25 protein-coding genes are annotated in these 26102 nt (G+C 45.3%); 7 read left to right on the forward strand and 18 right to left on the reverse strand.

Going from position 1 to position 26102, the window contains the following annotated elements:
* Positions 1-178: 178 nt before the first annotated feature.
* From citS to FKN05_RS11300, 6 genes are all read left to right on the forward strand, one after another.
* Positions 179-1522, forward strand: coding sequence for a citrate/sodium symporter CitS (gene citS, locus FKN05_RS11275; protein ID WP_161434007.1), 1344 nt, complete (start codon positions 179-181; stop codon positions 1520-1522).
* A 64-nt stretch (positions 1523-1586) separates the two neighbouring features.
* A complete protein-coding gene (locus tag FKN05_RS11280; RefSeq protein WP_099611291.1) occupies positions 1587-1823 on the forward strand; it encodes an OadG family protein in 237 nt (78 codons plus the stop codon).
* A 14-nt stretch (positions 1824-1837) separates the two neighbouring features.
* On the forward strand, positions 1838-3619 hold the full coding sequence (gene oadA / locus FKN05_RS11285; RefSeq protein WP_099611292.1) for a sodium-extruding oxaloacetate decarboxylase subunit alpha: 1782 nt from the start codon (positions 1838-1840) through the stop codon (positions 3617-3619).
* Between the two features lie 13 nt (positions 3620-3632).
* A complete protein-coding gene (locus FKN05_RS11290; protein ID WP_099611293.1) occupies positions 3633-4934 on the forward strand; it encodes a sodium ion-translocating decarboxylase subunit beta in 1302 nt (433 codons plus the stop codon).
* A 112-nt stretch (positions 4935-5046) separates the two neighbouring features.
* Positions 5047-6702, forward strand: coding sequence for an ATP-binding protein (locus tag FKN05_RS11295; protein ID WP_170887512.1), 1656 nt, complete (start codon positions 5047-5049; stop codon positions 6700-6702).
* Complete coding sequence (locus tag FKN05_RS11300) at positions 6689-7369, forward strand: response regulator (protein ID WP_099611295.1); 681 nt, start codon at positions 6689-6691, stop codon at positions 7367-7369. Before FKN05_RS11295 ends, FKN05_RS11300 begins: the two co-directional genes overlap by 14 nt.
* 72 nt (positions 7370-7441) lie before the next feature.
* Here the strand turns inward: FKN05_RS11300 and FKN05_RS11305 are convergent, their stop codons facing one another.
* Entirely contained in the window at positions 7442-7711 is a 270-nt protein-coding gene (locus FKN05_RS11305) for a hypothetical protein (RefSeq protein WP_099611349.1), read from the reverse strand.
* A 334-nt stretch (positions 7712-8045) separates the two neighbouring features.
* Here FKN05_RS11305 and selD point away from each other — a divergent pair, with 334 nt between their 5' ends.
* The gene (gene selD / locus FKN05_RS11310; RefSeq protein ID WP_346656356.1) at positions 8046-9086 is read left to right on the forward strand and encodes a selenide, water dikinase SelD; all 1041 of its coding nucleotides are present in this window, start codon (positions 8046-8048) and stop codon (positions 9084-9086) included.
* Positions 9087-9220: 134 nt separating this feature from the next.
* Here the strand turns inward: selD and FKN05_RS11315 are convergent, their stop codons facing one another.
* The 17 genes from FKN05_RS11315 to FKN05_RS11395 all read right to left on the reverse strand — a co-directional run bounded on the left by FKN05_RS11315 (position 9221) and on the right by FKN05_RS11395 (position 26099).
* Complete coding sequence (locus FKN05_RS11315) at positions 9221-10471, reverse strand: rhodanese-like domain-containing protein (protein ID WP_170887514.1); 1251 nt, start codon at positions 10469-10471, stop codon at positions 9221-9223.
* A 66-nt stretch (positions 10472-10537) separates the two neighbouring features.
* Positions 10538-10903, reverse strand: coding sequence for a DsrE/DsrF/TusD sulfur relay family protein (locus FKN05_RS11320; protein WP_161426914.1), 366 nt, complete (start codon positions 10901-10903; stop codon positions 10538-10540).
* Between the two features lie 27 nt (positions 10904-10930).
* On the reverse strand, positions 10931-11986 hold the full coding sequence (hypB, locus tag FKN05_RS11325) for a hydrogenase nickel incorporation protein HypB (RefSeq protein ID WP_170887515.1): 1056 nt from the start codon (positions 11984-11986) through the stop codon (positions 10931-10933).
* A gap of 1 nt (position 11987) precedes the next feature.
* Positions 11988-12329, reverse strand: coding sequence for a hydrogenase maturation nickel metallochaperone HypA (gene hypA / locus FKN05_RS11330; RefSeq protein ID WP_099611299.1), 342 nt, complete (start codon positions 12327-12329; stop codon positions 11988-11990).
* Positions 12330-12337: 8 nt separating this feature from the next.
* A complete protein-coding gene (gene hypE / locus FKN05_RS11335; RefSeq protein ID WP_170887566.1) occupies positions 12338-13330 on the reverse strand; it encodes a hydrogenase expression/formation protein HypE in 993 nt (330 codons plus the stop codon).
* A gap of 1 nt (position 13331) precedes the next feature.
* Positions 13332-14486: a hydrogenase formation protein HypD gene (gene hypD, locus FKN05_RS11340; protein WP_161426912.1), complete on the reverse strand. Its 1155-nt coding sequence runs from the start codon at positions 14484-14486 to the stop codon at positions 13332-13334.
* Positions 14483-14740, reverse strand: a complete 258-nt coding sequence (locus tag FKN05_RS11345) for a HypC/HybG/HupF family hydrogenase formation chaperone (protein WP_099611300.1) — start codon at positions 14738-14740, stop codon at positions 14483-14485. Before FKN05_RS11345 ends, hypD begins: the two co-directional genes overlap by 4 nt.
* Positions 14741-14818: 78 nt before the next feature.
* Entirely contained in the window at positions 14819-17107 is a 2289-nt protein-coding gene (gene hypF / locus FKN05_RS11350) for a carbamoyltransferase HypF (protein ID WP_170887516.1), read from the reverse strand.
* A gap of 12 nt (positions 17108-17119) precedes the next feature.
* Positions 17120-17701 (reverse strand): HupE/UreJ family protein, encoded by a 582-nt coding sequence (locus FKN05_RS11355; RefSeq protein WP_170887517.1) that lies wholly within the window; start codon positions 17699-17701, stop codon positions 17120-17122.
* A 138-nt stretch (positions 17702-17839) separates the two neighbouring features.
* Positions 17840-18688, reverse strand: coding sequence for a formate dehydrogenase accessory sulfurtransferase FdhD (fdhD, locus tag FKN05_RS11360; RefSeq protein WP_249339306.1), 849 nt, complete (start codon positions 18686-18688; stop codon positions 17840-17842).
* Between the two features lie 51 nt (positions 18689-18739).
* On the reverse strand, positions 18740-20788 hold the full coding sequence (locus tag FKN05_RS11365; protein ID WP_099611304.1) for a sigma 54-interacting transcriptional regulator: 2049 nt from the start codon (positions 20786-20788) through the stop codon (positions 18740-18742).
* 88 nt (positions 20789-20876) lie between these two features.
* Positions 20877-23021 carry a formate dehydrogenase subunit alpha gene (gene fdhF, locus FKN05_RS11370; protein WP_161428519.1) on the reverse strand — a complete coding sequence of 715 codons (2145 nt, stop codon included), beginning with the start codon at positions 23019-23021 and terminating at the stop codon, positions 20877-20879.
* A 27-nt stretch (positions 23022-23048) separates the two neighbouring features.
* A complete protein-coding gene (locus tag FKN05_RS11375) occupies positions 23049-23594 on the reverse strand; it encodes a 4Fe-4S dicluster domain-containing protein (protein WP_099611305.1) in 546 nt (181 codons plus the stop codon).
* 238 nt (positions 23595-23832) lie between these two features.
* Positions 23833-24288: a hydrogenase maturation peptidase HycI gene (gene hycI, locus FKN05_RS11380; protein WP_099611306.1), complete on the reverse strand. Its 456-nt coding sequence runs from the start codon at positions 24286-24288 to the stop codon at positions 23833-23835.
* Entirely contained in the window at positions 24285-24719 is a 435-nt protein-coding gene (locus tag FKN05_RS11385; RefSeq protein WP_099611307.1) for a formate hydrogenlyase maturation HycH family protein, read from the reverse strand. Before FKN05_RS11385 ends, hycI begins: the two co-directional genes overlap by 4 nt.
* On the reverse strand, positions 24709-25524 hold the full coding sequence (locus FKN05_RS11390) for an NADH-quinone oxidoreductase subunit NuoB (RefSeq protein WP_099611308.1): 816 nt from the start codon (positions 25522-25524) through the stop codon (positions 24709-24711). Before FKN05_RS11390 ends, FKN05_RS11385 begins: the two co-directional genes overlap by 11 nt.
* Positions 25521-26099, reverse strand: coding sequence for a formate hydrogenlyase complex iron-sulfur subunit (locus FKN05_RS11395; protein ID WP_170887518.1), 579 nt, complete (start codon positions 26097-26099; stop codon positions 25521-25523). The genes FKN05_RS11390 and FKN05_RS11395 overlap by 4 nt, the downstream gene beginning before the upstream one ends.
* Positions 26100-26102: the final 3 nt, after the last annotated feature.

The raw sequence follows: 26102 nt of genomic DNA on the forward strand, positions 1-26102 counted from the left end.
ATGATTTTAATGAATTTAATCACTCAACTCACTGTAATTAAAAAGAAAACTAATTAAAAACTTTAAATTCATAAGTGTAGATATACTCTACAGTTTAAAATGATCACTCTCACAGTTAGTTCAACATTTGAAATATAAATTACTCGATGTTAAATCAACACGGAATGGAATAATAATGATGAACGAAAAAACGATTTCAATACCAGAAACAAAAAGTCTAGGATTGGATGCCCTATCTCAATTCCGAATATTTGGATTACCTCTTCCATTATATGCTTTTATGTTTGCAGTAACTTTAATTGCCCATATAACAGACACCATACCCAATAACATTGTTGGCGGATTTGGTTTTATGTTTGTTATTGGTGCTCTTTTTGGCGAATTAGGTAAACGATTACCAATATTCAATAAATATATTGGTGGTGCACCTGTTATGATCTTCCTAGTCGCCGCTTGGTTTGTTCATGCAGGGTTGCTGACTCAGAATGAAATTAATACCGTTACCGCCGTTATGAAAAAAACAGATTTCTTAGATTTATTTATTGCAGTTTTAATTACAGGCTCAATCCTAGCTGTCAATCGAAAGCTACTACTTAAATCGTTAGTCGGTTATATCCCAACCATCCTCGCGGCTGTCGCTGGAGCCTCTATCTTAGGTATTTTAGGTGGCATGGTATTTGGTATTTCTATTGAGAAAATCATGATGCTTTACGTATTACCGATTATGGGTGGTGGCAATGGCGCTGGCGCTATTCCTTTATCTGAAATATATGAATCTGTCACAGGAGGTTCCAAAGAGCAATATTACTCCGTCGCCATTGCAATCCTCACCATCGCAAACATTGTAGCCATCATTGCTGCTGCAGTGCTCAATAGCATTGGCGAGAAAGTCCCAGCACTGACAGGTAATGGTGAACTATTACGAAAATCAACCTTTGATGTTGAAGAACAAAAAACGCCCAAAATAACGCCACGAGAAATCGCAATAGGTCTAATGATGGCAGCATGCATTTATACCTTTGCATCAGCTCTCTCTAAACAAATTCTGCCAGGTTTTGGCGATGTCAAAATCCATACCTTTGCTTACATGGTTATTATTGTAGCGATTGTTAACGGCTGTGGCATTTGCTCTGAAGAGATTAAAGAAGGTGCAAAACGTCTATCCGCATTCTTTTCCAAACAACTGTTGTGGTTACTTATGGTCGGTGTTGGTATCGCTTATACCGATCTTGGAGAAATTATCAATGCGCTAACTTTTATAAACCTCATCATAGCGACCCTAATTGTATTCGGAGCCATCATCGGTGCATCCATTGGTGGATGGTTTATGGGATTTTATCCTATCGAATCCTCAATCACCGCTGGACTATGTATGGCTAACCGTGGCGGATCTGGCGATTTAGAAGTATTAGCTGCATCTAATCGAATGAGTTTGCTTTCTTATGCCCAAATTTCTTCTCGTCTTGGTGGCGGTGTAGTGTTGGTCATCGCTAGTGTTGTCTTCGGTATGCTAGGCAGTTAACCCCTCTCTATTTATCAAAGAGTAAAGCCGTCACTTTGCTCTTTTTCTCTATTGGAAGATTCTTATGAATAGTTATTTATTCACAGAAGGCGTCAACCTCATGACTTTAGGAATGGGGTTTGTTTTTACTTTTCTTGTTTTCTTAGTTTTTACTGTAAAGGGAATGTCTTACTTTTTGGAGCGTATTCATTCCACCTCAACGTTGGCCAAGAAAACACATAAAAAACAACAAAAACAAGATGAAAATCAGCTAATTGCGGTTCTCTCTGCCGCTGTTCACCACCATCAACAAAACTCGTAATAAGAGGAAAACGAATGTCTAAGTTAACTCAACACATTGGTATTACTGATGTTGTACTACGTGACGCCCACCAATCATTATTTGCGACCCGATTACGTATTGAAGATATGCTCCCCATTGCAGCAGAATTGGATAATATCGGCTATTGGTCACTGGAATGCTGGGGAGGAGCTACCTTTGATAGCTGTATTCGTTTTCTTGGTGAAGATCCATGGGAAAGACTGCGTAAGCTAAAAAAAGCAATGCCCAAAACACCACTTCAGATGTTGTTAAGAGGTCAAAATTTACTAGGTTATCGCCATTACGCCGATGATGTCGTCGATATGTTTATCGAACGCTCTGTCATGAATGGGATGGATGTTTTTCGAATTTTCGATGCAATGAATGACTGCCGAAATATGCAGCAAGCAATCTCAGCGGTCAAAAAACAAGGTGCACATGCACAAGGGACACTGTGCTATACCACCAGTCCTGTCCATAACCTACAAACTTGGGTTGATACTGCACAGCAATTGAGTGAACTAGGTGTTGATTCTATCGCCATCAAAGATATGGCCGGTATATTAACACCAACTATAGCAAGTGAATTGATAGCAACACTAAAAAAACAAGTAGATGTAGATCTTCATTTACACTGTCATTCGACTGCGGGTATGGCAGAGATGACTTTGATGAAAGCAATTGAAGCAGGCGTTGATCGAGTAGACACAGCCATTTCTTCCATGAGCGGAACATATGGTCATCCAGCAACAGAGTCTTTAGTGGCAGTATTACAAGGGACTAAATATGATACGGGATTAGACATTTCAGCCTTAGAATCCGTCGCTGCTTATTTTAGAGACGTTCGGAAAAAATACATCGATTTCGAAGGCCAATTAAAAGGTTCCGATTCGAGAATTCTTGTCGCTCAAGTTCCCGGCGGGATGTTAACTAATATGGAAAGTCAGCTTAAACAACAAAATGCAGAAGATAAGCTCGATGAGGTACTTCAAGAGATCCCTAAAGTAAGAAAAGAACTTGGCTATCTGCCTCTTGTGACTCCTACCTCTCAAATTGTCGGTACTCAATCGGTTATCAATGTTCTCATGGGAGAACGTTACAAAAACATCACGAAAGAAACAGCCGGTATTTTACGTGGAGAATATGGCCTAACGCCTGCGCCCGTCGATCCTGATCTACAGCACCGAGTATTGAAAGACTCGAAACCGATTACCTGTCGTCCAGCGGATAAAATTGAACCTGAAATAAAAACATTGATTAATAAAATTACTGAGCAAGCAAAATCGAAAAACATTGTCCTTGCTGAACAGAGTATCGAGGATGTATTGACCATCGCACTCTTCCCACAAGTTGGCTGGAAATTCTTGGAAAATCGCAATAATCCTAATGCATTTGAGCCTACACCAATGCCCCATAACGCCATAGTAGAGAAACAGTCCATGACCTCAACCCCTAAAAATGACATTTATACCATTACCGTTAACAACCAAAGCTATGTCGTTCAAGTCAATACAGGAGGAAACATAGAGTCACTATCAACAACACAAACCATAGTGCCTAAATCCGACTTAAGTCATGAGGATTCCGAGTCCATAAACGCGCCTTTAGCTGGCAATATTTGGAAGATCCATGTCAAGCCTGGAGATTCCGTAGAAAAAGGCGATGTCCTACTTATTTTAGAAGCCATGAAAATGGAAACTGAAATCAGAGCATTTCGAGCAGGTCGCATCCTGAATATCAAGGTATCAGAAGGCGATGCAGTTAATGTTGGCGAACCTTTGCTTCAATTAGCATAATGAGATATTAACTATGGAAAATGCTTTAAACCTCATTAACGACTTTGGCTTGTTTCATCTTGAGTGGGGACAAGCTGTGATGATTTTAATCGGCTTGTTCTTGTTATATCTAGCGATTAAGAAACAATTTGAGCCTTTACTTCTAGTTCCTATCGGATTTGGTGGTATTCTGGCCAACCTACCTGATGCAGGGTTAGCGCTTTCTGCCGTTGATAATGCACTTTACGCAGCAAAGCCAGAAGTCATGTCTGCCTTTGGGTCGATGTTAAATATAACAACTCATTCCGCCACTGAAATTAAAATCGCGTTATCGAACGCTACCCCTACTCAATTAGCAAATATTCATTTGCTTGCTCAAGAATACCAATATTCAGATGGTATGCTGTACTTGTTTTATAGCATTGCTATTGCTTCAGGCGCTGGGCCATTAGTGATTTTTATGGGCGTCGGAGCCATGACAGATTTTGGCCCACTGCTTGCCAATCCCAAAACTCTTCTATTGGGTGCTGCAGCCCAATTTGGCATTTTTGCAACCGTTCTTGGTGCACTAGGCTTGAGCGCTATCGGTGTCATGGATTTTAGTGTTGCACAAGCTGCAGCCGTGGGCATTATTGGTGGTGCCGATGGGCCAACAGCGATTTATGTATCAAGTTTACTGGCACCAGAGTTGCTAGGGGCTATTGCTGTTGCCGCCTATTCATATATGGCGTTGGTGCCTTTGATTCAACCGCCTATAATGCGAGCGCTGACCACAGAATCTGAACGCCAAATCACCATGCAACAACTAAGAAGTGTCGGAAAGTTAGAAAAAATAAGCTTTCCTCTGCTGCTGCTTATTTTAATCGCCATGTTGCTGCCTTCAGCAACACCACTCTTAGGGATGTTTTGTTTTGGTAATCTTATGCGTGAATGCGGGGTTGTTGAGCGACTATCAGCAACAGCACAAAATGCTCTTATTAATGTAGTCACGATTTTTTTAGGGCTTTCTGTTGGTTCAAAACTGGTCGCCGATAAATTCCTACAACCACAAACCATTGGCATCCTCGCCCTTGGTATTATCGCTTTCTGTATTGGTACTATCGCTGGCATCTTAATGGCAAAATTGATGAACCGTTTCAGTAATGAAAAAGTAAACCCATTAATTGGTTCCGCTGGCGTATCAGCCGTACCGATGGCTGCAAGAGTGTCAAATAAAGTTGGTCTAGAAGCAAATAATCAGAACTTTTTATTGATGCATGCAATGGGACCAAACGTGGCTGGCGTCATTGGTTCAGCGGTGGCAGCAGGAGTGATGATTAAATATGTGATCGGATAAACACTTATATAAAAAATGAGACCTGAATTTATCTATTCACTAGATCTCGATCAGGTCTCTTGTTCATTTCATTTGATAATTTATCCTTTAACGAACAAGAAGTTAATAGCCCATGCCAGATCCGAAATTCCACCATTATCTCTGCCGTAATCTCTCATTTAGACAACGGGTCTGGTTATTACTTTTCATCGTCGTTTCTTTCCAGCTCCTTCTAATTGCTGGTTATTTTCACTACATTGTTTCAGACACCTTAAGACACCAAGTCAGTACACGAGCGGTGATTCAAGCACGTGAAATAGCCAGTGATCCGCAACTCATCCAAGCCATCTTGCTACACGATACCGAGCGCATTCAAAAACAAATCAAACGCCTTCAAGGGATTTCAGATGCCAATTTTATTGTAGTTGGTGACCAAAATGGCATTCGTCTCGCCCATCCAGACAAATCTAATATAGGCTATCCAATGCAAGGAGGTGATAACAGGCGCGCATTACAAGAAGGTTTACACTACTACTCCATCAGGAAAGGGAGTTTAGGATTTGCCATCCGGGGGAAATCGCCAGTCGTTTCACCTACAGGCGAAATTATTGGCGTCGTCTCTGTAGGGTACTTATTAGATACCGTTAGCAACTGGCTACGTCTTTACTCTACCCCCTTTTTCTTTGCTTTATTTATTATTTTAATGTGTTCATCATTAGGGGCTTGGTTATTTTCTCGACATATAAAAAGCCAGATGTATGGCATGGAACCTGAAGATATAGCCCTTTCGTTACGAGTTCAAAATTCAGTCTTTGAAGCTGTTTATGAAGGAATTATCGCCGTTGACAAACAAGGACGAATTCTATCGGCAAATCAGCGAGGTCTTAAAATTCTCGGCATCGCACGTAATTTATCCTATTTACAAGGCCGAATGATCAATGAATACGTCACCCCTGCTGATTTTTTCTTAGGCGTAAAGATGGATGATTTTTCAAAAATGAGCCAAAGAAAGCATGAGGTTATTACTTGTAATGGAGAAACGCTGGTTGCCACACGAGTCAATATCTTGGAAGAAAATAAGCACTCCGGCTGGGTCGTCAGTTTCCGACCGCGCAATGACCTCAGCACCTTAACGTCTCAACTCACACAGGTGCAACAACAAACTGACAATTTGCGGGTGTTAAGTCACGAATATGCGAATAAACTATCAACCATAAGTGGGTTAATCCAAATCGGTGCTTATGAAGAAGCATTAAAAACAATAAGACAAGAAACGGAAACACACCAACAACTGATTGACTTCATTTCATCTACGTTTAATTCCAAAGTGATAGCGGGGTTATTACTCGGAAAATACAGTCGAGCAAAAGAACTTGGCCTTGAATTACATTTCGACCCCTATTGCCGATTAAGTCACTCTCCAACAAGGCTTACCGATGATGAATTAGCCGCTATTATCGGCAACTTATTAGATAATGCCTATGAAGCAACCCTTAAAAACGCTCATAGTAACCGCTGTATCTCTATTTTAATTTCTGATGCTAACGCCGCTGAATTGGTAGTGGAAGTCGCAGACAATGGTACAGGAATACCCAAAGAGATCAGAGATTCCTTATTTATTAAGGGGAGTACAAGTAAAACACAGCCAGGCCATGGCATTGGCTTGTATTTAGTTCATCAGTTAGTAAATCATGTTGGTGGAACAATATTAATCGACAATGCCGAACCAGCAGGGACTATATTTTCTTTATTTATTCCTAACGAGAGCTTAGAAAATGGAAATTTATGACGTTTTGATCGTAGAAGATGAAGCTAACATCGCTGATTTTCATTCTTACTATCTTCAGCAGACGCAACGATTCAGACCCATTGGAATTGCGAAAAATATCGCTGAAGCAAAAAAAATGATTCAGTTACTTAAGCCAAAACTTGTTTTGCTCGATAACTATTTGCCTGATGGAAAAGGCATTGATTTATTAAAAGACATCACCGCCACAAAGCATTCTCCTGATGTCATATTCATCACCGCCGCTAATGATATGGAAACCGTCAGAGAGGGGGTAAGATGTGGCGCTTTTGACTACTTATTAAAACCTATATCCTATGATCGTCTCACCGATTCTTTACAACGCTACCTGAAATATACCAGCTCATTAAAAGCCAATGACAACATTAACCAACGTCATGTTGATGAATTGTTTAACTTTCAATCTAAATCATCACAGATGCACACTTTGCCCAAAGGCATTGATGAACTCACTCTTGATAAAGTCATCCGTGCATTTGATGAGACAACCATCATTTATACGGCTGAATTGCTAGGAAATACCGTCGGAATAAGTAAAACAACCGCAAGACGCTATCTTGAATTTTTAGTTGCTCAAGGCTTTTTATTCGCTGAGATTCAACATGGTAAAGTCGGCCGTCCTGAGAGGGTTTATCAAAAAAAGAAATAATATCAGGTAGAGCGCTTTGGAACCCTACCATCCAAAGCGCTCCCTAAACGTCGCGATAATTCACAACGCTAATTACAGCGTTAAATCTACAGGAACAATTTCTGTGCTTTCTGATACCTCCAAGCGTTCTATATTCTCACTATGTGCTTTACATAACGGAATGACGAACACTTTATCGATTTCTCCAGCTATTGTTACCAACACGCCATGTTCTTGGTGTGCAATACAATTCACTTCCGAACAGTAACCTTGCCTAGAAGTACTAAAATGTCGCCAATATGCTAGCCATTCAAGCTTTGCTTTTTCAGTGATCAACTCATCAGATACATTGCTTACTATCATACCCATACCATTTCGTTAGTAGACAGAAGCATTACAACGAATTTTAAACGGCAAAAATCTCTGCATGTTCAAAGAAAAATAGGGATTTAATGTAAATTTTAGTTTCTATGATTTTTATTCGTTTTTTACATCAGAGTACATTCGGCTTTGCATCCTTTTCAACTCACACGACAATTAAGCATGCTTAACTAGGTCAACTCTGCAGTGACTATTTTCAAATTGATATTCGTATCATCGCTGAGTCATGATGTAGATCAGCGAGTTGAGTCACCATTCATATATTATTTTAAAAATTCAAAATTTGTTTAGTAACCAAATATGAGCGTTAATTATGATTGAAGATTCGATTCGCTTGACTGAATACAGCCACGGTGCGGGCTGCGGCTGTAAAATATCGCCTGAAGTTCTTGCCACCATCCTTGCCTCACAGCAACCTCATTTTATCGACCCTAACCTGCTCGTTGGCAACCAAAGCTGTGACGATGCCGCAGTCTACCAACTCAATGATGAAGTCGGCATCATCAGCACTACAGACTTCTTTATGCCTATCGTGGACGACCCGTTTACCTTCGGACGTATTGCAGCAACCAACGCCATTAGTGATATTTATGCCATGGGCGGTACACCCATTATGGCGATTGCGATCCTTGGCTGGCCAATTAATACCCTGTCGGCTGACGTGGCGCAGCAAGTGGTTGATGGCGGGCGTCAAGCGTGTGCCGATGCGGGAATCTGCTTAGCAGGCGGTCACAGCATCGACTCACCAGAACCGATTTTTGGGTTGGCCGTGACCGGTCAAGTGGCGCTAGATCGCATTCAACGTAACGATACAGCGAAAGAAAGTGACCTCATTTATCTTACCAAACCACTGGGTATTGGCATTCTGACAACCGCGCAGAAACAAAAGAAAATTGCACAAGGTGACACCGACATTGCAGTCAATGCCATGTGTCAACTGAACAAGATCGGTGAACAGATCGCGAAAATTGACGGTGTGCACGCCATGACGGACGTAACTGGCTTTGGTTTTGCCGGACACTTGCTTGAAATGTGCCGCGGTGCCAACTTAAACGCCACCATTCATACCCAACAATTACCATTATTGCCAAAAGTGGATAAGTACCTGCAACAAGGTTGCGTACCGGGTGGCACACACCGCAACTTTGCGAGTTATGGCGACAGTTTGCCCAAAATGACCGCGCAACAAAAAAATATTGTGTGCGATCCACAAACCAGCGGTGGCCTGATGATTGCTATCGATCCACAGCACGCTGAGCAATTGGAAACACTGCTGGCTGAAAACAACCTTGCTCTGTTTAAAGTTGGTCAATTCTCAGCGCATAACAATGAGGCGTGCCGCATTCAATTTCTCTAATTGCCGCGTCAAAATAAACGAAGCGCCGACTTAATGAAATTCATTTCCATCAAGCCGGCGCGCTATTTTCTTCTATTTCAACTTCGATCACTCACGTGGCAACAATAGGTGTGATTCACTGCAAAAGTTAAGCTTTATTTCCCCGCCCATTGATACCAACCGCCGTCATAAACGCTGATATTTTCCCACCCCATCACATAAGCATCAAAAAACACTTCCGAAGCTCGCCAGCCCGTCCCACAGAAAAACGACACTTGTTGCTGAGGTTCGATGTTGGATTCATGCCAGAATTGTGTGATTTCGTCGGCGCTGCGCATGGTTTGATCTGGGTTACGAAAATCTTCCAGATGGAACGCATCGCTGCCCGCATGGCCCCATTTCGCACCCGGAATATGACCTTTGGACTGGATGTAATCATAGCCGCTGGTTTCGCCATTAAATTCGGCCAAGGTACGAATACTCACCAGTGATTGTTGGTCTTGTGGCAGCGTCAACAAGGCTTTCGCTTCTGGCAGATCAAGAATGTAGTTTGGATTAGCAGGAATGGTTTTACCAAATGAACGAGACATCGATACGTCCGGTGACATCATAGCTGTTTTGTAGCCACCAGCTTCCCACGACTGCCAACCACCGTTGAGTAAACGTACATCTTGCACCCCTGCATACATCAAAATGTTTGCAAGGCGCGCTGCTGCCATATTTTCGCGACCGTACAAAATCACGGTGCTGTCGTACTCAATACCGAGGCTATTAACCAGAACTTCTAGCTGTTGGTTAGACACACGGTTCCACCAAGGTTTTGATTCGATATCGTTGGTATTGACATACTGAGCACCCGGAATGTGCGCCCAAAGGTATTTGGTTGCAGGCCCCCACGCCACTTCCAGCAGTGTGTAATTTTTGCTTGGCGCGTGTTGCACTTTTTTGCCTTGGATCACATCATTAACCCACCATGCTGGCACTAAGTTTTGATAACGAGGTAGCGCCACCAACTCACCTTGATATTGCGCCAACGGCTGATCAATCACCTCGACAGATTGAAAACCCTGTTTCACCAGTGCTGTTTTCAACTGGGTCGCACGGTCAACGGCGCAATAAAGAAAAATGTGATGCTCTTTAATCAGCGACTTATTATCAATGAGCTGCTTCAGTTCATCGGCTGACATCATGTCGACCCAATGTGCATCAAAGTTCACCGCACCTGGAATGTGACCGCCAGCGGTTTGCCCCCTCTCTGGCCAGCCGTTATAAAAGTTACTATCGCGACAATCGACAATTTGCACATCATAAAGTTGGCTCTCCAAGACGTCGAAAAAAGTCGCTGAAGAAGCCATGTAGCTGAGACTGCAACCACAGAAAAAAAGGAATGCTTGACGTAAACGCATGATCTAACCTTTGAACTCACGTTGATTTGAATCCAGATGATGGACGGTATTGCCCATCATTCAGAACTACATGGTAATGACTTTATCGGCCCACAGCACCCACTCGCTGAGATCAGCCATGGTACCGATTGCCACATCATCAATCAGTTGTTGTGTTGACACACCACGAGCCGCAATACAAGTTTTGCACAATCGAACACTAACATTTTGCGCCAATAGCACCTCTAACATTTGACCAATGTTAAAGCTGAAATCGGGCGTACTCTGTCCTTTCAGCGCGCCAAATACGCTGTCTGACATCAAAAACAGTTTCAGGTTGACGCTTTGGTCATCTTGCTCTTTAAGCGTCATAGCCAAACGCAGCGCATTAAACAGCGCTTCCGAGCCATACGGACTACCAGACAACGTCATCACAATATTTTGAGATTGCATTACTTCCACCTTTGTAAAGAATAAACATCAAGCATTTGCCACGGAACAGGTCACTGCCGTGCGTTGTTCAGTCAGCCAACTTAACCAAGTGTCGAAACCTTCGCCCGTAGTCGCCGATAACTCAATCACTTGAATCTTTGGATTCACTTTCTTGGCATTATGGGTGCAATTCACGACATCAAAATTCACATAAGGCAGCAAATCAATTTTGTTAATGATCATCAACTCTGACTCAGCAAACATATTGGGATATTTGAGTGGCTTATCTTCACCTTCGGTGACCGACAAAATTGCCACTTTGCAGCGTTCGCCCAGATCAAAACTGGCTGGGCAAACCAAGTTTCCTACGTTTTCGATGAACAATACCCCGGCTTGATCAAACGCCAATTGGTGGTATGCATGGTGAATCATGTCCGCATCTAAATGACAGCCTTTACCGGTATTGACTTGCAGCGCAGGCACTTGCGTGGCACGAATACGATCAGCATCGTTACTGGTCTGTTGATCCCCTTCAATCACCGCACAGGGCAAGCTCTCTTTCAGGCGGTTTAACGTTTCAACCAATAAGGTCGTTTTGCCTGAACCTGGGCTTGATACAAGGTTAAGCACCAACTGACCGGCAGCAATGAAATGAGCCCGGTTGTGTTCCGCCACTTCATTATTTTTACCCAGAATATCTTGTTCCAACGTCAGCAATTGACGCTGAGAAACTCCGGCCACGTGCACTTGCGCTTCGCCACGGCCAAAATGCATATCGCCATTTGCCTGTGTATCAGCCTGATGGTGTTGCGCTGAATCTAGGTGATGTTGGTGATGGCTATGGCTATGCTGATGATGATCTTGTTGATAATGCTGAGCTTGTGCCGCCGAGTTCGACACATCATCATGAAAATGAACGTGATGATGAACATCGCCTTGGTGGTAGTAATGGTGGTGAATCGCCATCGGTTGTTGATTGTGATGAGCGTGATGCTCGCCGTAGTCATGGCCATGAGCGTGCTCATGTGAATGTCCATGAGAATGGGAATGTTCATGATGATCGTGCTCAACTTGGCTATCACCGCAGCCACAAACAGTACACATATTATTCAACCTCGATATTTTTAATTTGTAGTTCCTCGCCTTGCTGCACAGTCAATTGGTAACTGTGACACTGCGGGCAACTGTCTTGATAATTTTGAATGGTAAACGAGTAATGACATCCTTGGCACACAGCAATTGCTGGCAAGGTTTCGATCACCACTTCGGCGTCTTGGGCGATCGTTTCTCGGCTGGCCATTTCCAGCCCGGTTCGCAACGCTTCTGACTCAATGCATGACAACACCCCCACGCTAAGCGTGATTTTGGTGACCTTACGGTAACGGTGCTTTTGAGCTTGCTCAACAACCAAATCGATGGTTTTCAAGCTAATGGAAAGTTCATGCATGACGCTTCTCAACAAATTCGTGGCAGTAACTCGCCCGCCGGAAAATCAAGGTAACGACGACTTCCCCACGGGTTTTGTAAAATAGGACGAGCCGGCGTTCCAGTTTGCACGGTGCCAATACACGCAGCACTGCTGTGATGTTGGCGCAGCACTGCCAGAGCTTTCTCTTTATCTTTGGCTGACACGGCCAGCACAAAGGTACCTTCATTGGCCAAATCGTAAGGTTCAAACCCAAACAGTTCGCACAATCCGCGTACCGCGTCGGTCACGGGCACACTTTGCTCATCAATCATTAACTGCACTTGACTGGTTTGGCACCATTCGTTTAACACCGCAGATAAACCACCGCGAGTAGCATCGCGCATGGCGTGAATCTCTATATCGGCCTGTAAAAGTGCTTCAACCGCAGGCCACAACAAATCGCAATCACTTTCGATTTGCGTCTCTAACGCCATCGATTCACGCTGGGCCAGTACACATGCGCCGTGACAACCAATATCACGTGACACCAAAATGCTGTCGCCCGGTTTCAGGTTATGCGCTGACACACCCTCGCTCAGGATCGAACCAATACCGGTGGTATTGATAAACACTTTATCGACACTGCCTTTGGGCACCACTTTGGTATCACCACACACAATCTGCGCACCAATACGACTGAGCTCTTTGGCCATGGTGTCAACAATTTCGGTCAGCTCACTCAGCGCCAGCCCTTCTTCAATCATGAAACCGCAACTGAGGTAAGTCGGTTTTGCTGCCGCCATCGCTAGATCGTTACATGTGCCCGCAATCGCCAACGAACCGATGTTACCGCCTGGAAAAAATAGCGGAGAAACAGTGAAACTGTCGGTCGTCATCGCAATCGGGCCGCTAATGGACAAGCTCGCAGCATCTTCGTCGCGTTTGAGAATTTCATTGCCAAAGCGAGAGAAAAATAATTGGCGAATAAACTGGCCCATTTCCTGGCCACCACCACCATGGCTAATTTGTACGTGAGTCATCTCACTCATTTTCGTTTCCTCCAGCCAAAAAAGATACCGACTCAATGGCACCATAGCGATAATAAGCATTACAAGCGCCTTCAGAGCTCACCATGCAACTGCCCATTGGGCGGGTTGGTTTGCACGCACGCCCAAACACCTTACAGTCTGGCGGAGTCGCTAAGCCGCGTAAGATATCAGCACAACGACACGCTTTATGATCATCGTGATGTTGGTGTGGCAGTTGCGCTGCAAAACGTAATTCTGCATCGCGATGCGCGTACCTATCACGCAGTTGTAATGCTGAACGTGGAATGTTACCCAGCCCCCGCCATTCAAATGTATCGCGCACGGCAAACACTTTATCGACAAATGTTTGCGCCGCCATATTCCCCTCCGATGTGACAACGCGAGAATATTGAATTTCCAGCGCCGCCTGATTGGAAACGGCTTGCTCAACCAACATCAATACTGACTCCAGAACATCGACCGGTTCAAAGCCCGCCACCAACACCGGAACATGGTATTGCTCAACAATCGGTTGATAAATATGTGACCCGGTCACCGTACTCACATGTGAAGGGCCAATGAAGGCATTCACCGGTGTGCGTTCGTCGGCCATCACGGCATTCATCGCAGGTGGTACTAACACGTGGTTGATATGAAAGTAGAGATTGTTGATCTGTTGGCGTTCAGCTAAATCAACCAACACCGCCGTCATTGGCGTGGTGGTTTCAAAACCGATTGCGAAATAGACCACCTGTTTGGTTGGGTTCTCTTTAGCGATCTTCAATACATCCATCGGATCGTAAACCGGTACCACATTCCCACCTTCAGCTCGGCATTGCGCTAGAGAAAGCCGCGAACCCGGTACACGGATCATGTCACCCAAACAAACCAGCATCACATCCGGCAATTGAGCCAACGCGATTGCGTGATCGATGCGCTCTTTTGGCATAATACACACCGGACAACCCGGGCCATGCACAAAATTGAGCGATTCAGGCAGCAGCTGTTTCAAGCCATATTTCATGATGGTGTGGGTGTGTCCACCGCACACTTCCATGATATATAACGGCTGGCTAAGCTGTGCTGCACGTTGATGAATTTTATCCGATAACGCTTTCACAACATCTGGACGTCGATAAGTTTGATAAAAATTAGTCGTACTACTCATGAAAGCAACACCGCTACGTCTTCACGCTCCATTTCAGCCAACAAAGCTTCATACGTTGCTAGGTTGGTTTCTGCTTCCTGCTGATTAATTTTACTGATAGCGAAACCCACATGAACCAGTAGATGATCGCCGACTGCAATGGGGTCACTGATCAGGTGGATACTGATCTCTTTACACACGCCCAAGGTATCCACTTTGGCTGTCATCGCATGTTCATCGACAGATAACACGCAGGAAGGAATACATAAACACATAGTGCTCTCACTTTTTGATTTCTTGATAATGAAGCCACGACGCCATGAATCGCGGTGACGTTACTTTTTTAGATTCAACTAAATGTCATATGCCAATTGATGCCAAAGCTGACCGGCGGCGATTCCAGAATCATTGACCGGAATATCGCTTCCCGTGATAAACGGGCACGCTGAATCAGGAAACATCGCTTCAATGGCATCCAGCAAACAGCGGTTTTGAAACACCCCACCACTGAGCACCAATGGTAAGTTGGCATATTGCTGCGCGATATCGACCACCGCTTGTGCCAACGCGCTAATAAAGGCGTCACTGCATACACAAGCCCAACATTTGGTCGACGCTTCGTGAGCGGTCAAGCATTGCTGCAACGCAGGTGCCCAATCGAGTCGCTGATCGCGCCAAGGTAAGGTCAGTGCAAACTGGTGATCACCGGCTTGGCGCGCAGCATTTTCCATTTGCAGTCCGCTTTCTCCTTCATAATCAGGGGTCTGCACTAACCCCAACAAACACGCCCACGCATCAAATAAGCGACCAACCGAGCTGCACAACGGTGAACGTTTGGCATTGCGCCAGAGGTGAAACAGGTTTTGAAAACGCGAAGCAGACCAGGTCGCAAACGCTGATAGATTTAACCCCTGGATCTGTTCCGGCTGCATGATTTCGAGCAACAAGGCGTATAGCACACGTGCTGGTTCACGGATCGCTTGCTCCCCACCAATCAGACGAAAAGGACGAAGATGCGCAATACGCTGATAACCGAGTCGGTCCGTAATCATCACTTCCCCACCCCATACCGTACCGTCATCACCCGCGCCGGTACCATCAAAACTCACGCCAAGAACTGGGCCATTGAGTTGCGATTCCGCCATCACCGACAAAATATGCGCGTAATGGTGTTGTACGTGCAATGCTGAATCAGTTTGCTCGTTCACCCATTGAGTTGAAAAATAACCTGGATGACCATCTGACACCCAACGCTCAATCGGTGCTTGATAAAGCTTCGGGAAGTCATGAGAGGCATCGATAAAACGTTGCTGAGTATAAAGATCATTAAGATCGCCCAGATAAGGTGATAAAAACCATTGATTTCGCACCGCAAACCCAACGGTGGATTTTTGCTGCGCCCCCACAGCCAAGGTTGCCGGAACACGATTTACGAGCGGAAAACTCAGCGGCGCATAACCGCGCGCCATACGCAACACGCGCATGCTACCGGCGGCGAGTTGTACTAAGCTGTCATCACAAGCATTGACGATTGGACGGTTGTGATCGAGCACGCTATCGAGGGAAGAACCAAACATCGTAAACACGTGCTGCGCTTCAGTTGCCAATGGCAAGCCCGACAAATTAGCGCTGGTCATCACTAAGGGGGCAAAACAACCGCGCAGTTGTAACGCTTCGATCAGCAGCAAGTGCAACGGTGTATACGCCAGCATCACGCCAAGACAATGGACACCTGGTGCAACGTTGTCAGCCACGGGGGCTCTACTCTCATCGATGTGCATCGCTTTATGCATCAAAACGATAGGACTGGCTTGCGATGCCAGCGTTTGCCACTCCAATGTTTCACCTTGCACGTAATGTTTAGCTTGCGACACATCGCTTACCATAACCGCCAACGGTTTTCTGGCACGATGTTTTAAATCACGCAACCGTGCAACCGCTTGAGACGACGTGGCATCACACACCAAATGAAATCCGCCAAGACCTTTGAGCGCAATCACACCACCGGCGATCAGTTGTTCGGCCGCGCATTCAATCGCTTGTTGTTCTTTGGCGATACATGTTTGTTGTGAGCTAAGTAGAGAGACCGATGGACCGCAGTGCGCGCAACTGACCGGTTGCGCGTGGTAACGGCGATCCATTGGGTTTTGGTATGCGCACGCACAAGCTGGACAAAGCTTGAAATTCGCCATCGAGGTTTGATGACGGTCATACGGCAAGGCTTTGATGATGGTATAGCGCGGCCCACAATTAGTGCAGTTGATAAAAGGATAATGATAAAAGCACGAATTAGGATCAAACAGCTCCCGGCGACAATCCATACAAATGGCTTGATCGGGAGGAACACTGACGCTAATTTCATTGTCCCCACGACTGGACAAAATACAAAATTCCGTAAAACTGGTCAGCTCCAACGGACGCAATGTCATATTATCAATCCGTGCTAACGGTGGGGTTTTAAGCAATAATTCACGATAAAATGCGTCAAATAAACGCTGTTCACCTTGTGCGTCAATACGCACGCCTTGCGCATCATTACTCACCCAGCCTTTCAACTGATGCTCTGTCGCAAGACGGTACACAAAGGGACGAAAACCGACCCCTTGTACTTGCCCTTTGATTTCAATCAGACAACGTATCATCGTTTCTATCCGTTATGAAAACAGGAATGAGCCACCCAGCAGAGCGATAAATACTCCAGCCAGTTTCGTCAGCCGTTTACTGGCCGCAAAGCGCATTACCATTTCACCCAATGCGATACCGGCAATATGCAGCCCAACGGTAGCGATAATAAAACCAGAGAAGTAGCTGATCGCTTGGCCGTTGATTGGCATTTCTGCGCCATGCGCCATACCGTGAAACACCGCGAACGCCATAATCAGTGCGATCACCATTTTTTGTGGCATGTTCGCGCCACGAAACAGCATGACACCCATCATCAACACGCTCAGTGCGATAAAGGTTTCGACACCTGGCACCACAAAGCCTGAAATGCCCATCACGCCGCCAACCACCATAAAGGCGATAAAGCTCAGGGGCATCGTCCAGCGGTTTTTACCACCAAACAGTGCCGCAAGCAGCCCCACACCAATCATGACACTCATGTGATCCAAACCGGTTAGCGGATGCATAAAGCCACTTTCCAATCCATGGCTGCCCATGTGCCCCGGGTGAGCAAACACCATTGGTGAGAAAAGAAGGCATAGACTAACAATTGCTGTATTTTTTTTACCCATAATAAAAAGCTCTTAAAAATGAACAAGAAAATAAAAACGAAAACTCACGACTCCTCATATATACCCAAACAACTTGCAGTTGCAGACATATACTGGCAATCCAATAGCCATGAGCCTTACGACCACTTATCAACGTGATTAACCGACATCGCGTTGCGCTATCTCCTGATAACGCACACGCTCAGCGTGTGCGTAAATATTGAGTCGGCCTTCGCGACAATAGCCACATAACGTCACATTAAGACGTTCTGCCAGTTCGACAGCCATAGAGGTTGGGCCCGATAGCGCGAGCAAAATTTCAAAGCCGCACGCTGCCACTTTTTGCACCATTTCGAAACTGGCGCGGCTGGTGACCAATACAGCGCCCCCCTTCACTTGCTGGCGGCTCGCCCATCCGAGCAGTTTATCCAGCGCAATGTGGCGGCCAACATCTTCAAACAACGCTTGTACATCGCCATGCTGATCAAGATAAGCGGCAGCGTGCGTCGTACCCGTCAGTTGATTCAAACGTTGCTGCTGCTCTAACGCCTTAAGCGAATGATCTAAATAATCAAAACAAAACTGCGCGGTGGTGGGTAATGGCATCAGGCAACGCACGACCTGACTGAGTTGTTCCGTGCCACAGATCCCGCATCCAGTCACACCGGCCATTGAGCGGCGACGCGCTTTCAAACGGGCAACACAGCGATTGGCTAATTCAATTGACACCGTGCAACCTTGCTCGTTGTGGATCACATCAATGTCGTGAACATCACGAGGGTGTTCGATGATGCCTTCACTGAGTGAAAACCCCAGCGCAAACATTTCTAAATCTCGTGGCGTTCCCATCATGACGGTATAAGCAATACCGTTGTATTCCAGCGCAATCGGCGTTTCCTCTATCAAAATGTCATCTTGAGTCCACTGTCCTCGAGCGCATTGATATTTAGTGATACTTCTAGTAGTCACTTCGGGATGACAGACCGTATGTTGTTCTTCGTTCATCATTGATACCTTTGTTTATTGTCTGTCGATCAAGCTACCCGCAATCAAAGCGGCTTAACGCTCAACAAGATAATCCTTACTGCTAATTTCCATTTTTTGCATACGTGACAACAAGGTTGTCCTTTTCAGTCCGAGTTTCACAGCCGCGCCTCTTGGCCCAGCGACAATGCCGTTGCTCTCTTTCAGCGCTTCAATGATCGCTTCACGAGAGATTGTTTCATCGTTATTGTGAACCGCTACTGGGCTAAATTCCTTCGCTGATACATGACCCGATACAGGTTGCCCCATGCCAACTAGCTCATGAACTGGTGCATTCAGTACTTCGCCGCGGGTTAAAATCACTGATCGTTCGATAAAGTTTTTCAACTGACGTACATTACCCGGCCATTGATATTCGGTCATACAACGCATTGATTCTTGGGTGATGGCGCGAATGTTTTTGCCCATTTTTTTCGAAATCAGGCGCGTGAAATGCTTCACCAGCAACGGAATATCTTCCGCACGATCGCGCAGCGGCGGTAACCTAATTGGGAAGATATTCATGCGGAAATATAGATCACTACGAAACTGCTTATCTTCCACCCGTGCCAGCAAATCGACGTTGGTCGCCACCACCAAACGTACATCGACGTTAATCAATTGGTTGTGACCTACGCGCTCAATTTCATGCTCTTGCAACACTCGCAGTAACTTTGGTTGCAGCGCTAGCGACAAATCGCCGATTTCATCCAAAAACAACGTACTTTGGTCTGCCAACTCAAAGCGGCCCACTCGGTTTTTGATCGCACCAGTAAATGCGCCGCGTTCATGCCCAAACAGCTCACTTTCAAACAAACCATCCGGAATCGCCGCACAGTTCATTTTGATCATCTGGCGATTACAGCGGCGACTCATCTTATGAATCGCTGCTGCAATTAGTTCTTTACCGGTTCCCGTCTCCCCTTCGATCAACACCGTACTATCGCAGCTCGCGACCATGGCGACCTGATCCAATACGTTACTCATTACTTCACTTTGGCTGATGATGTCGTCAAAGATCTGGTAATGGTCGTACGTTTCTTCGATGAGAATGTCGGTGCTTTTCGCCTGCGAGTGTGTACTGTGCTGGCTTCCACGTAAACTGTGCATACTCAGCGCTACCCGCGCCGCAATCTGTTGCATCAATGCAATATCAATCTCTTGCAATTGTGCAGCATCGCTCAACATATAAGCCACTTTCCCCACCAATTCCCGGCGGAAAATCAATGGTGCTAAAATTAAACATTCAATATCATTTTCAATATTGAAATCGGAATATTCTGCGCGTAATTGTTTGAGATCATCACCGGTGACAATGATTGTCTCTGAACAATAAATATCGAGCACGCTTCCAGAGATATCATTAAAGAAAAAACACTGCGTTTGAATATCATTCCCAATAATTCGTCCATCACGCTGAATACAACGCCCTTTATCCGTCTCAATAATGGATAATTCTTTTATTTTAAAATAAGGATGTAAACAATTGAGTAATGATGTTAATAGATTTTCTTTACTGCTCTGACTAATCACGGCATTGGTGACATCTACCAAAATATGATAATTGTCTCTTTCATTACTAATATGTCGCGTTAATGTATTTTCATGTTGATGATCCAACACATGCGTAATAAATGAAACCAACATACTATTAAATAATTTAAATTGATTTTCACCTCCATCTAATTGGTCAAACATCGGGTTAATCAGTTCGATAGCACCTAGCTGTTTATCTAACGGAATCTTGTAGTAACTACGCACATTCTGGTAAGCCGGATGCTGAGCTAGCTTAGGGTGTGAATAGTAAAAATCAACACCGTCAAGTTGATAAACGTTTTCTTCGTAACTTTGATGATAATTATCAATATTATGATGAAATACCACATCACTTTGGATTTGCTTATTGGCATCAAAAAAATAAACGACCGCTTCACCTAGCCGTTCATCATTTAGAATGATATTTATTCTCTCTACATGTAAAAATTCACACTCTTCACTATGAAGAAATGTAAGCAGATCAGAAATACCATGAATTAGCAACATTGCCTTAGAAAAGGCAGTTAATTCTTTTTCTGTTTTATTCATAACAACAATAATAAATTATATAGCTCTTCGTATTTATTAGCATTATAAACGCATAATAAACGCATACGAAGAGCTATTGATTACCGAATTAAGCAAACTCAACTTGCGACTTTAATCGCGCTTTCATGTTGCTATATTCAGTTTGTACATAATTTTCAGCCCAATCTTGATTGTCAATCTTCTCAACTTTCACGGCGCAATATTTAAATTCCGGCGTACTTGAGATTGGATCCAGATGTTCAATCGTCAGCTCATTACAAGCACCGATCCACCATTGGTAGGTCATGTACACCACACCTTTGTTGGTTCGTTCACTACAACTTGCTCGAGAAATAACTTTACCGCGACGCGATGAAATCCAAACAAGCTGTTGATCTTTAATGCCTAATTTTTCTGCATCTTGTGGGTTCATCTGAACATATCCTGGTTCATCAGCCAAAGCTGACAGTGCAGAACAGTTACCCGTCATTGAACGACAAGAATAGTGGCCAACTTCACGCACGGTTGACAATACCAGTGGATAGTCTTCATCCGGTTGTTCTAGCGGCGGACGCCAATCTGCGGCAATGAACTGCGCTTTACCTGATGGTGTCGTGAATTTATTGCCTTCAAATAAGAACGATGTTCCTGGGTGATCTTCGGTTGGGCAAGGCCATTGTACCGATTTCAGATCCGCCATTTTTTCGTAGGTTGCACCGGCGTAAAGTGGTGCCAATGAACGCAACTCATCCCAAATCTCTTGGGTATTGTTGTAGTGCATTGGATATCCCATGCGAGTCGCTAACAAGCTGAAGATTTCCCAGTCGGGTTTCACGCCTTCTGGCGGGGTAACCGCTTTATAGAAACGTTGGAAACCACGGTCAGCACTTGAGTAGACACCTTCATGTTCCCCCCAACTGGTGGCAGGAAAAACCACGTCGGCCATTTCAACCGTTTTGGTCATAAAGATATCTTGTGCAATAACCAGTTCCATCTTACGCAACGTATTACGCATCGCGTTCAGGTCAGCTTCTGTCTGAGCAGGATCTTCACCAAAGATATAGAAGGCTTTGCATTTACCCTCTGCGACTTTATGACCCACTTCAGTCAGGCGGTAGCCGGGGTTTGGCGACAAAGACACTCCCCACGCTTTTTCGAATTTCGCGCGGACCGCATCATCAGTCACATTTTGGTAACCTGGATATTGGTGCGGCAACATACCTAAGTCACACGTACCTTGTACGTTGTTTTGACCACGAACCGGGCCACAACCCACGCCACGACGCCCCCAGTTACCTGTCAATGTTGCTAGGCCAGCCAAGCCACGAACAACATCGACCGCTTGACCGTATTGGGTCACGCCCATGCCCCAAAGAATCATCGCTTCGGGCGCAGCCGCATAAGTGCGAGCGGCTAAACGAATCGATGCCGCATCGAGCCCCGTTATTGCCTCTACCGTTTCTGGTGCGTAATTTCTAACAATATCGTAGAACGCATCAAACCCTTCAGTGTATTGTTCAACAAAGGTTTTGTTGTACAGGTTTTCTTCGATGATAGTGTAAGCCAGTGCATTCACCAGCGCCATGTTCGAGCCATTTTTCAGTGGTAACCACTGATCCGCAATACGCGCAGATTCAATCTTACGTGGATCACAAACAATGACCTTGGCACCATTCGCACGCGCTTTGATAATATGTCTTGCTACAACTGGATGAGAATCCGCTGCGTTGTAACCGAAAATGAGCAAACATTTTGTTTCTTGAATTTCGGGAATGGCATTGCTCATTGCTCCATTACCTACTGTTGACTCCAGACCGGAGACTGATGGCGCGTGTCACACCCTAGCGCAGTGATCGACGTTATTGGTTCCAATAACGGCACGCGCCAACTTTTGCATCACAAAGTTAGCTTCATTACCAGGTCCGCGAGCCGAACCGGTTGTCATGATTGCATCTGGACCATATTTGCTTTTGATTTCCATCAGCTTTTCAGCCGTGAAGTCTAATGCTTCATCCCAAGAAACCGCTTCCAATTTCGCGTCTTTAGTACGACGAATCATGGGTTTTTTAAGACGAGGAGTCAGTAAGTTAGTATCGTTGAGAAAATCCCAACCATAATAACCTTTCAGGCACAATTGCCCTTCATTCGTCCGACCATCGGCCGGTTCTGCGCCCACTACTTTGTTGTTCTCAACAAGTAGCTTTAGTTTGCATCCCGTACCACAGTACGGACAAACTACAATGGATTTTTTCATAGTTACCTTCTTAACTATTTCAAGAAATCAGACAGTGAGAATCGCGATACGGCTGGCAGCCGCTTCACGTTTGCTCTGGCTGGTTTGATGAATTTCCTCTGGTTCAATCAGAGAAATCGCACCTGTTGGGCAAACCTCCATACACGCAGGTCCATTAGCACGATGGGCGCATAAATCACATTTAATCGCTTGTGATTTAGGCACTTTTCGAGCAAATAAAGCACTACGTGATGTGTCTTCAACCATGGTTGTAACCACATTCATTGCTCCGTAGGGGCAAGCAATGGCACAGGTTTTACAGCCAATACACCGCGATTGAATCACTTTAATGTAACCGTCCTCGTGAACAATCGCGTTATTAGGACACACTTGAGCACAAGGCGCATCGTCGCATTGACGACACATCACCGGCGTGGTGACGTGAGCATTTTTAATGACCTCTAACCGAGGTAAAAAACTCTCACGATCTTGCAGTGTCCCGATACCTTCATCTTGATGTGAAATCGCACAGGCCACTTCACACGTGCGACAACCAATACATTTATTAGCGTCAGCAAAGATAAATCGATTCATGGGATATCCTTCTGTGTCGATAGGACCGAGTCAACCACCCAGCCCCTATAAGCACAATGTGTGCCAATATTTCAAAGGTCAAAAAATCAACCTTAACTCATTGTTTTTAAAATAAAAACAATAAAAAATTCGTGATAAAATATCGAATCATCACGATGATTTAACTGAGCGGATAACGATATCGACACTTATGTCGGTAATTTTCGACATAAGTGTCGATACTCAGCGTAATCACGAGTTAGCAGCTCTCATAACCACCATGGCCTTGCCACTCAGGAAGACGACGATGTAACTCGGTCACGGCCTCGGTAACCATTTCGGTCATCGGAAACGAGAAGGCCACAATTGCAGGCTGAATGCCGACAAATGTAACTTCGGGTACGAACGTTTTTAGCTCATCAATCAGGAAGTTCAGCGGTAAACTGTGCGTTGATACCATAAACATATCAGCGATGGTCTCAGACTCAATAATCCGCACTTCACCCGCCTTTTCGCCAAAGTCGGCCGCATCCACAACCAAAACACGTCGTGGCTGAATTTTTCGAATCAGATGCAAGCTATCTTCCGGCATGGTGCCACCTTCGATCACACTCCATCCCACTGGATTCTCGCGACACAGTTGTGCCAACAGTGGGCCTGCGCCATCATCTCCCATCATATTATTGCCAACGGTTAACAGTAAGTCTTGGCTCATGCTCCACCCCGAATCATCAAATACATCGTTGGTTCGTTATAGATCGCATTCAAAATCGCGATCATGCCTTTCGTCAACTGCTGGCTTTTTTCTGATTGTGTGGTGCTATCAATGTGGTCAAGCGCTATCGCCAACATGTGAATATGCTCGGGAAATACACTGATTTCACCAAACATCAAAAAGCCTTTCAGTTTGCGGTACGCTTCGCTGTGTTCATCAAGAGCAGAGATCCAAGTCAAATACTCCTGCCCCGAACATTGCATTTCAGATTTCAAACAATCGACAATGCCAAGGTGGTGGCCGATGGTCAGGCTGTAATACATGATCTGCTTCGCTTCGTCGGGCACATCGTATTTGTCATCGACAAATTTACGACTCAAGCGGTAAAAGTAGACTTGGCCATCCAAATGGCGCGATTCACTAACAGCCATGACAAGCCCCTTTAGGTTGATCGCCACCAGTGATTTGACGCATCACAGAACGCATCACGCTGTTGACAATGTCGCTCAAGCGTGGATCATCGCGCTCACTCAAGTAACAACTAACATTGCTGTCAACGTTGTCAGTTGTACTATTTGCCAGCACCGCTAACAGTTCATTAGCGATGCGTTTACCTTGGCGGTAACCGGCCAATAGACGCGTTTCACGTTCCACCATCACGCGGATATCCATCGGGATACCGGTATGACGCAATGTGGCAGAAGTGGATTGCGCATCATGCTGTTTGGCATGCATTTTTTGCTCAAGCAGACCAAGCGCCACCGCAAAACCGTACAGGGTCGCCGCAGGCGTTGGAGGACAGCCCGGAATGTAAACATCGACTGGCACGATTTTATCTGTTCCCCCCCACACACAGTACAAGTCGTGAAAAATACCGCCGTCACAACCGCATGCGCCATAGGAGACCACTATTTTCGGATCCGGTGCAGCTTCATACGCACGTAGCGCCGGAGCGCGCATAGCACGCGTTACCGCACCGGTAAATAATAAAATATCGGCATGACGCGGAGATGCCACCACTTTGATCCCAAAACGTTCGGTATCGTAGACCGGTGTCGTCGCAGCGAAGATTTCGATTTCGCACCCATTGCAACCGCCGCAGTCCACGCGGTAAACGTAAGCAGAACGTTTGATCTGCTTGATCAGCACTTGTTTCAGCTTCTCATGCTGTGGAGAGACGTCGACTGGTACGGCGGTAGTGTGTTTTTCGCCAGACAGTTGCTTAATACCTTTCACATATCCTCCGAACTCATCAGGATTAAATCATTAGGACTGGTCATATAACGATGTGTCGCCAAATTGGTGCCATCAAGCATGTTGTCTGCCCGGCGGCAGGCCGGACAGGTTTCCAGTTGACGGCGACGGGTAGCGAGCGCTTCACCACGCAACCCCGCTTGCTCGAGGGAATCCACCACGTAATTGAGCAGTTTTTTCGCTACAAACGGACGGTTACAGCAGGTGCAATTAGCCAATTCAAACTCGGCACTTTCATACAGATCTTCTTTTTTGGTTACGGCCAATTCGAACGCTTCGGAGAGTTCAATCGCGTGAGTTGGGCACACCTCTTCACAGCGACCACAGTAAATGCAGCGCGCCAGAGATAACTCCCAACGGCGGGTGCCTTTCTGCTCATCGGTTTCCATGATCAAGGCATTCGCAGGACAAGCGCGAGTACACGCACCACACGAAATACATTGACTTGCATTCAATTCTGGTTTACCACGAAAGTCCTCGGCAACCTCAAATGGTGCAAACGGATATTTTTCCGTGACGACACCAGTTTTGAGAATGGTTTTGAGTAATTTAATCATGAC

This window comes from Vibrio sp. 1-1(7) (assembly GCF_013048485.1).
In the GTDB taxonomy this organism is placed as follows: domain Bacteria; phylum Pseudomonadota; class Gammaproteobacteria; order Enterobacterales; family Vibrionaceae; genus Vibrio; species Vibrio fujianensis.

What these genes read in the sequence shown, in the direction of transcription:
- hypB (WP_170887515.1), bottom strand. Translation starts at nt 11,986, where the DNA reads ATGTGTACTGTTTGTGGCTGCGGTGATAGCCAAGTTGAGCACGATCAT.
- fdhD (WP_249339306.1), bottom strand. Translation starts at nt 18,688, where the DNA reads ATGATGAACGAAGAACAACATACGGTCTGTCATCCCGAAGTGACTACT.
- hypF (WP_170887516.1), bottom strand. Translation starts at nt 17,107, where the DNA reads ATGATACGTTGTCTGATTGAAATCAAAGGGCAAGTACAAGGGGTCGGT.
- FKN05_RS11305 (WP_099611349.1), bottom strand. Translation starts at nt 7,711, where the DNA reads ATGATAGTAAGCAATGTATCTGATGAGTTGATCACTGAAAAAGCAAAG.
- FKN05_RS11375 (WP_099611305.1), bottom strand. Translation starts at nt 23,594, where the DNA reads ATGAATCGATTTATCTTTGCTGACGCTAATAAATGTATTGGTTGTCGC.
- citS (WP_161434007.1), top strand. Translation starts at nt 179, where the DNA reads ATGAACGAAAAAACGATTTCAATACCAGAAACAAAAAGTCTAGGATTG.
- FKN05_RS11320 (WP_161426914.1), bottom strand. Translation starts at nt 10,903, where the DNA reads ATGCAATCTCAAAATATTGTGATGACGTTGTCTGGTAGTCCGTATGGC.
- hypE (WP_170887566.1), bottom strand. Translation starts at nt 13,330, where the DNA reads ATGACTCACGTACAAATTAGCCATGGTGGTGGTGGCCAGGAAATGGGC.
- FKN05_RS11315 (WP_170887514.1), bottom strand. Translation starts at nt 10,471, where the DNA reads ATGCGTTTACGTCAAGCATTCCTTTTTTTCTGTGGTTGCAGTCTCAGC.
- FKN05_RS11355 (WP_170887517.1), bottom strand. Translation starts at nt 17,701, where the DNA reads ATGGGTAAAAAAAATACAGCAATTGTTAGTCTATGCCTTCTTTTCTCA.
- hypD (WP_161426912.1), bottom strand. Translation starts at nt 14,486, where the DNA reads ATGAGTAGTACGACTAATTTTTATCAAACTTATCGACGTCCAGATGTT.
- FKN05_RS11295 (WP_170887512.1), top strand. Translation starts at nt 5,047, where the DNA reads ATGCCAGATCCGAAATTCCACCATTATCTCTGCCGTAATCTCTCATTT.
- FKN05_RS11365 (WP_099611304.1), bottom strand. Translation starts at nt 20,788, where the DNA reads ATGAATAAAACAGAAAAAGAATTAACTGCCTTTTCTAAGGCAATGTTG.
- FKN05_RS11385 (WP_099611307.1), bottom strand. Translation starts at nt 24,719, where the DNA reads ATGGCTGTTAGTGAATCGCGCCATTTGGATGGCCAAGTCTACTTTTAC.
- FKN05_RS11395 (WP_170887518.1), bottom strand. Translation starts at nt 26,099, where the DNA reads ATGATTAAATTACTCAAAACCATTCTCAAAACTGGTGTCGTCACGGAA.
- hycI (WP_099611306.1), bottom strand. Translation starts at nt 24,288, where the DNA reads ATGAGCCAAGACTTACTGTTAACCGTTGGCAATAATATGATGGGAGAT.
- FKN05_RS11280 (WP_099611291.1), top strand. Translation starts at nt 1,587, where the DNA reads ATGAATAGTTATTTATTCACAGAAGGCGTCAACCTCATGACTTTAGGA.
- hypA (WP_099611299.1), bottom strand. Translation starts at nt 12,329, where the DNA reads ATGCATGAACTTTCCATTAGCTTGAAAACCATCGATTTGGTTGTTGAG.
- FKN05_RS11345 (WP_099611300.1), bottom strand. Translation starts at nt 14,740, where the DNA reads ATGTGTTTATGTATTCCTTCCTGCGTGTTATCTGTCGATGAACATGCG.
- oadA (WP_099611292.1), top strand. Translation starts at nt 1,838, where the DNA reads ATGTCTAAGTTAACTCAACACATTGGTATTACTGATGTTGTACTACGT.
- FKN05_RS11290 (WP_099611293.1), top strand. Translation starts at nt 3,633, where the DNA reads ATGGAAAATGCTTTAAACCTCATTAACGACTTTGGCTTGTTTCATCTT.
- FKN05_RS11300 (WP_099611295.1), top strand. Translation starts at nt 6,689, where the DNA reads ATGGAAATTTATGACGTTTTGATCGTAGAAGATGAAGCTAACATCGCT.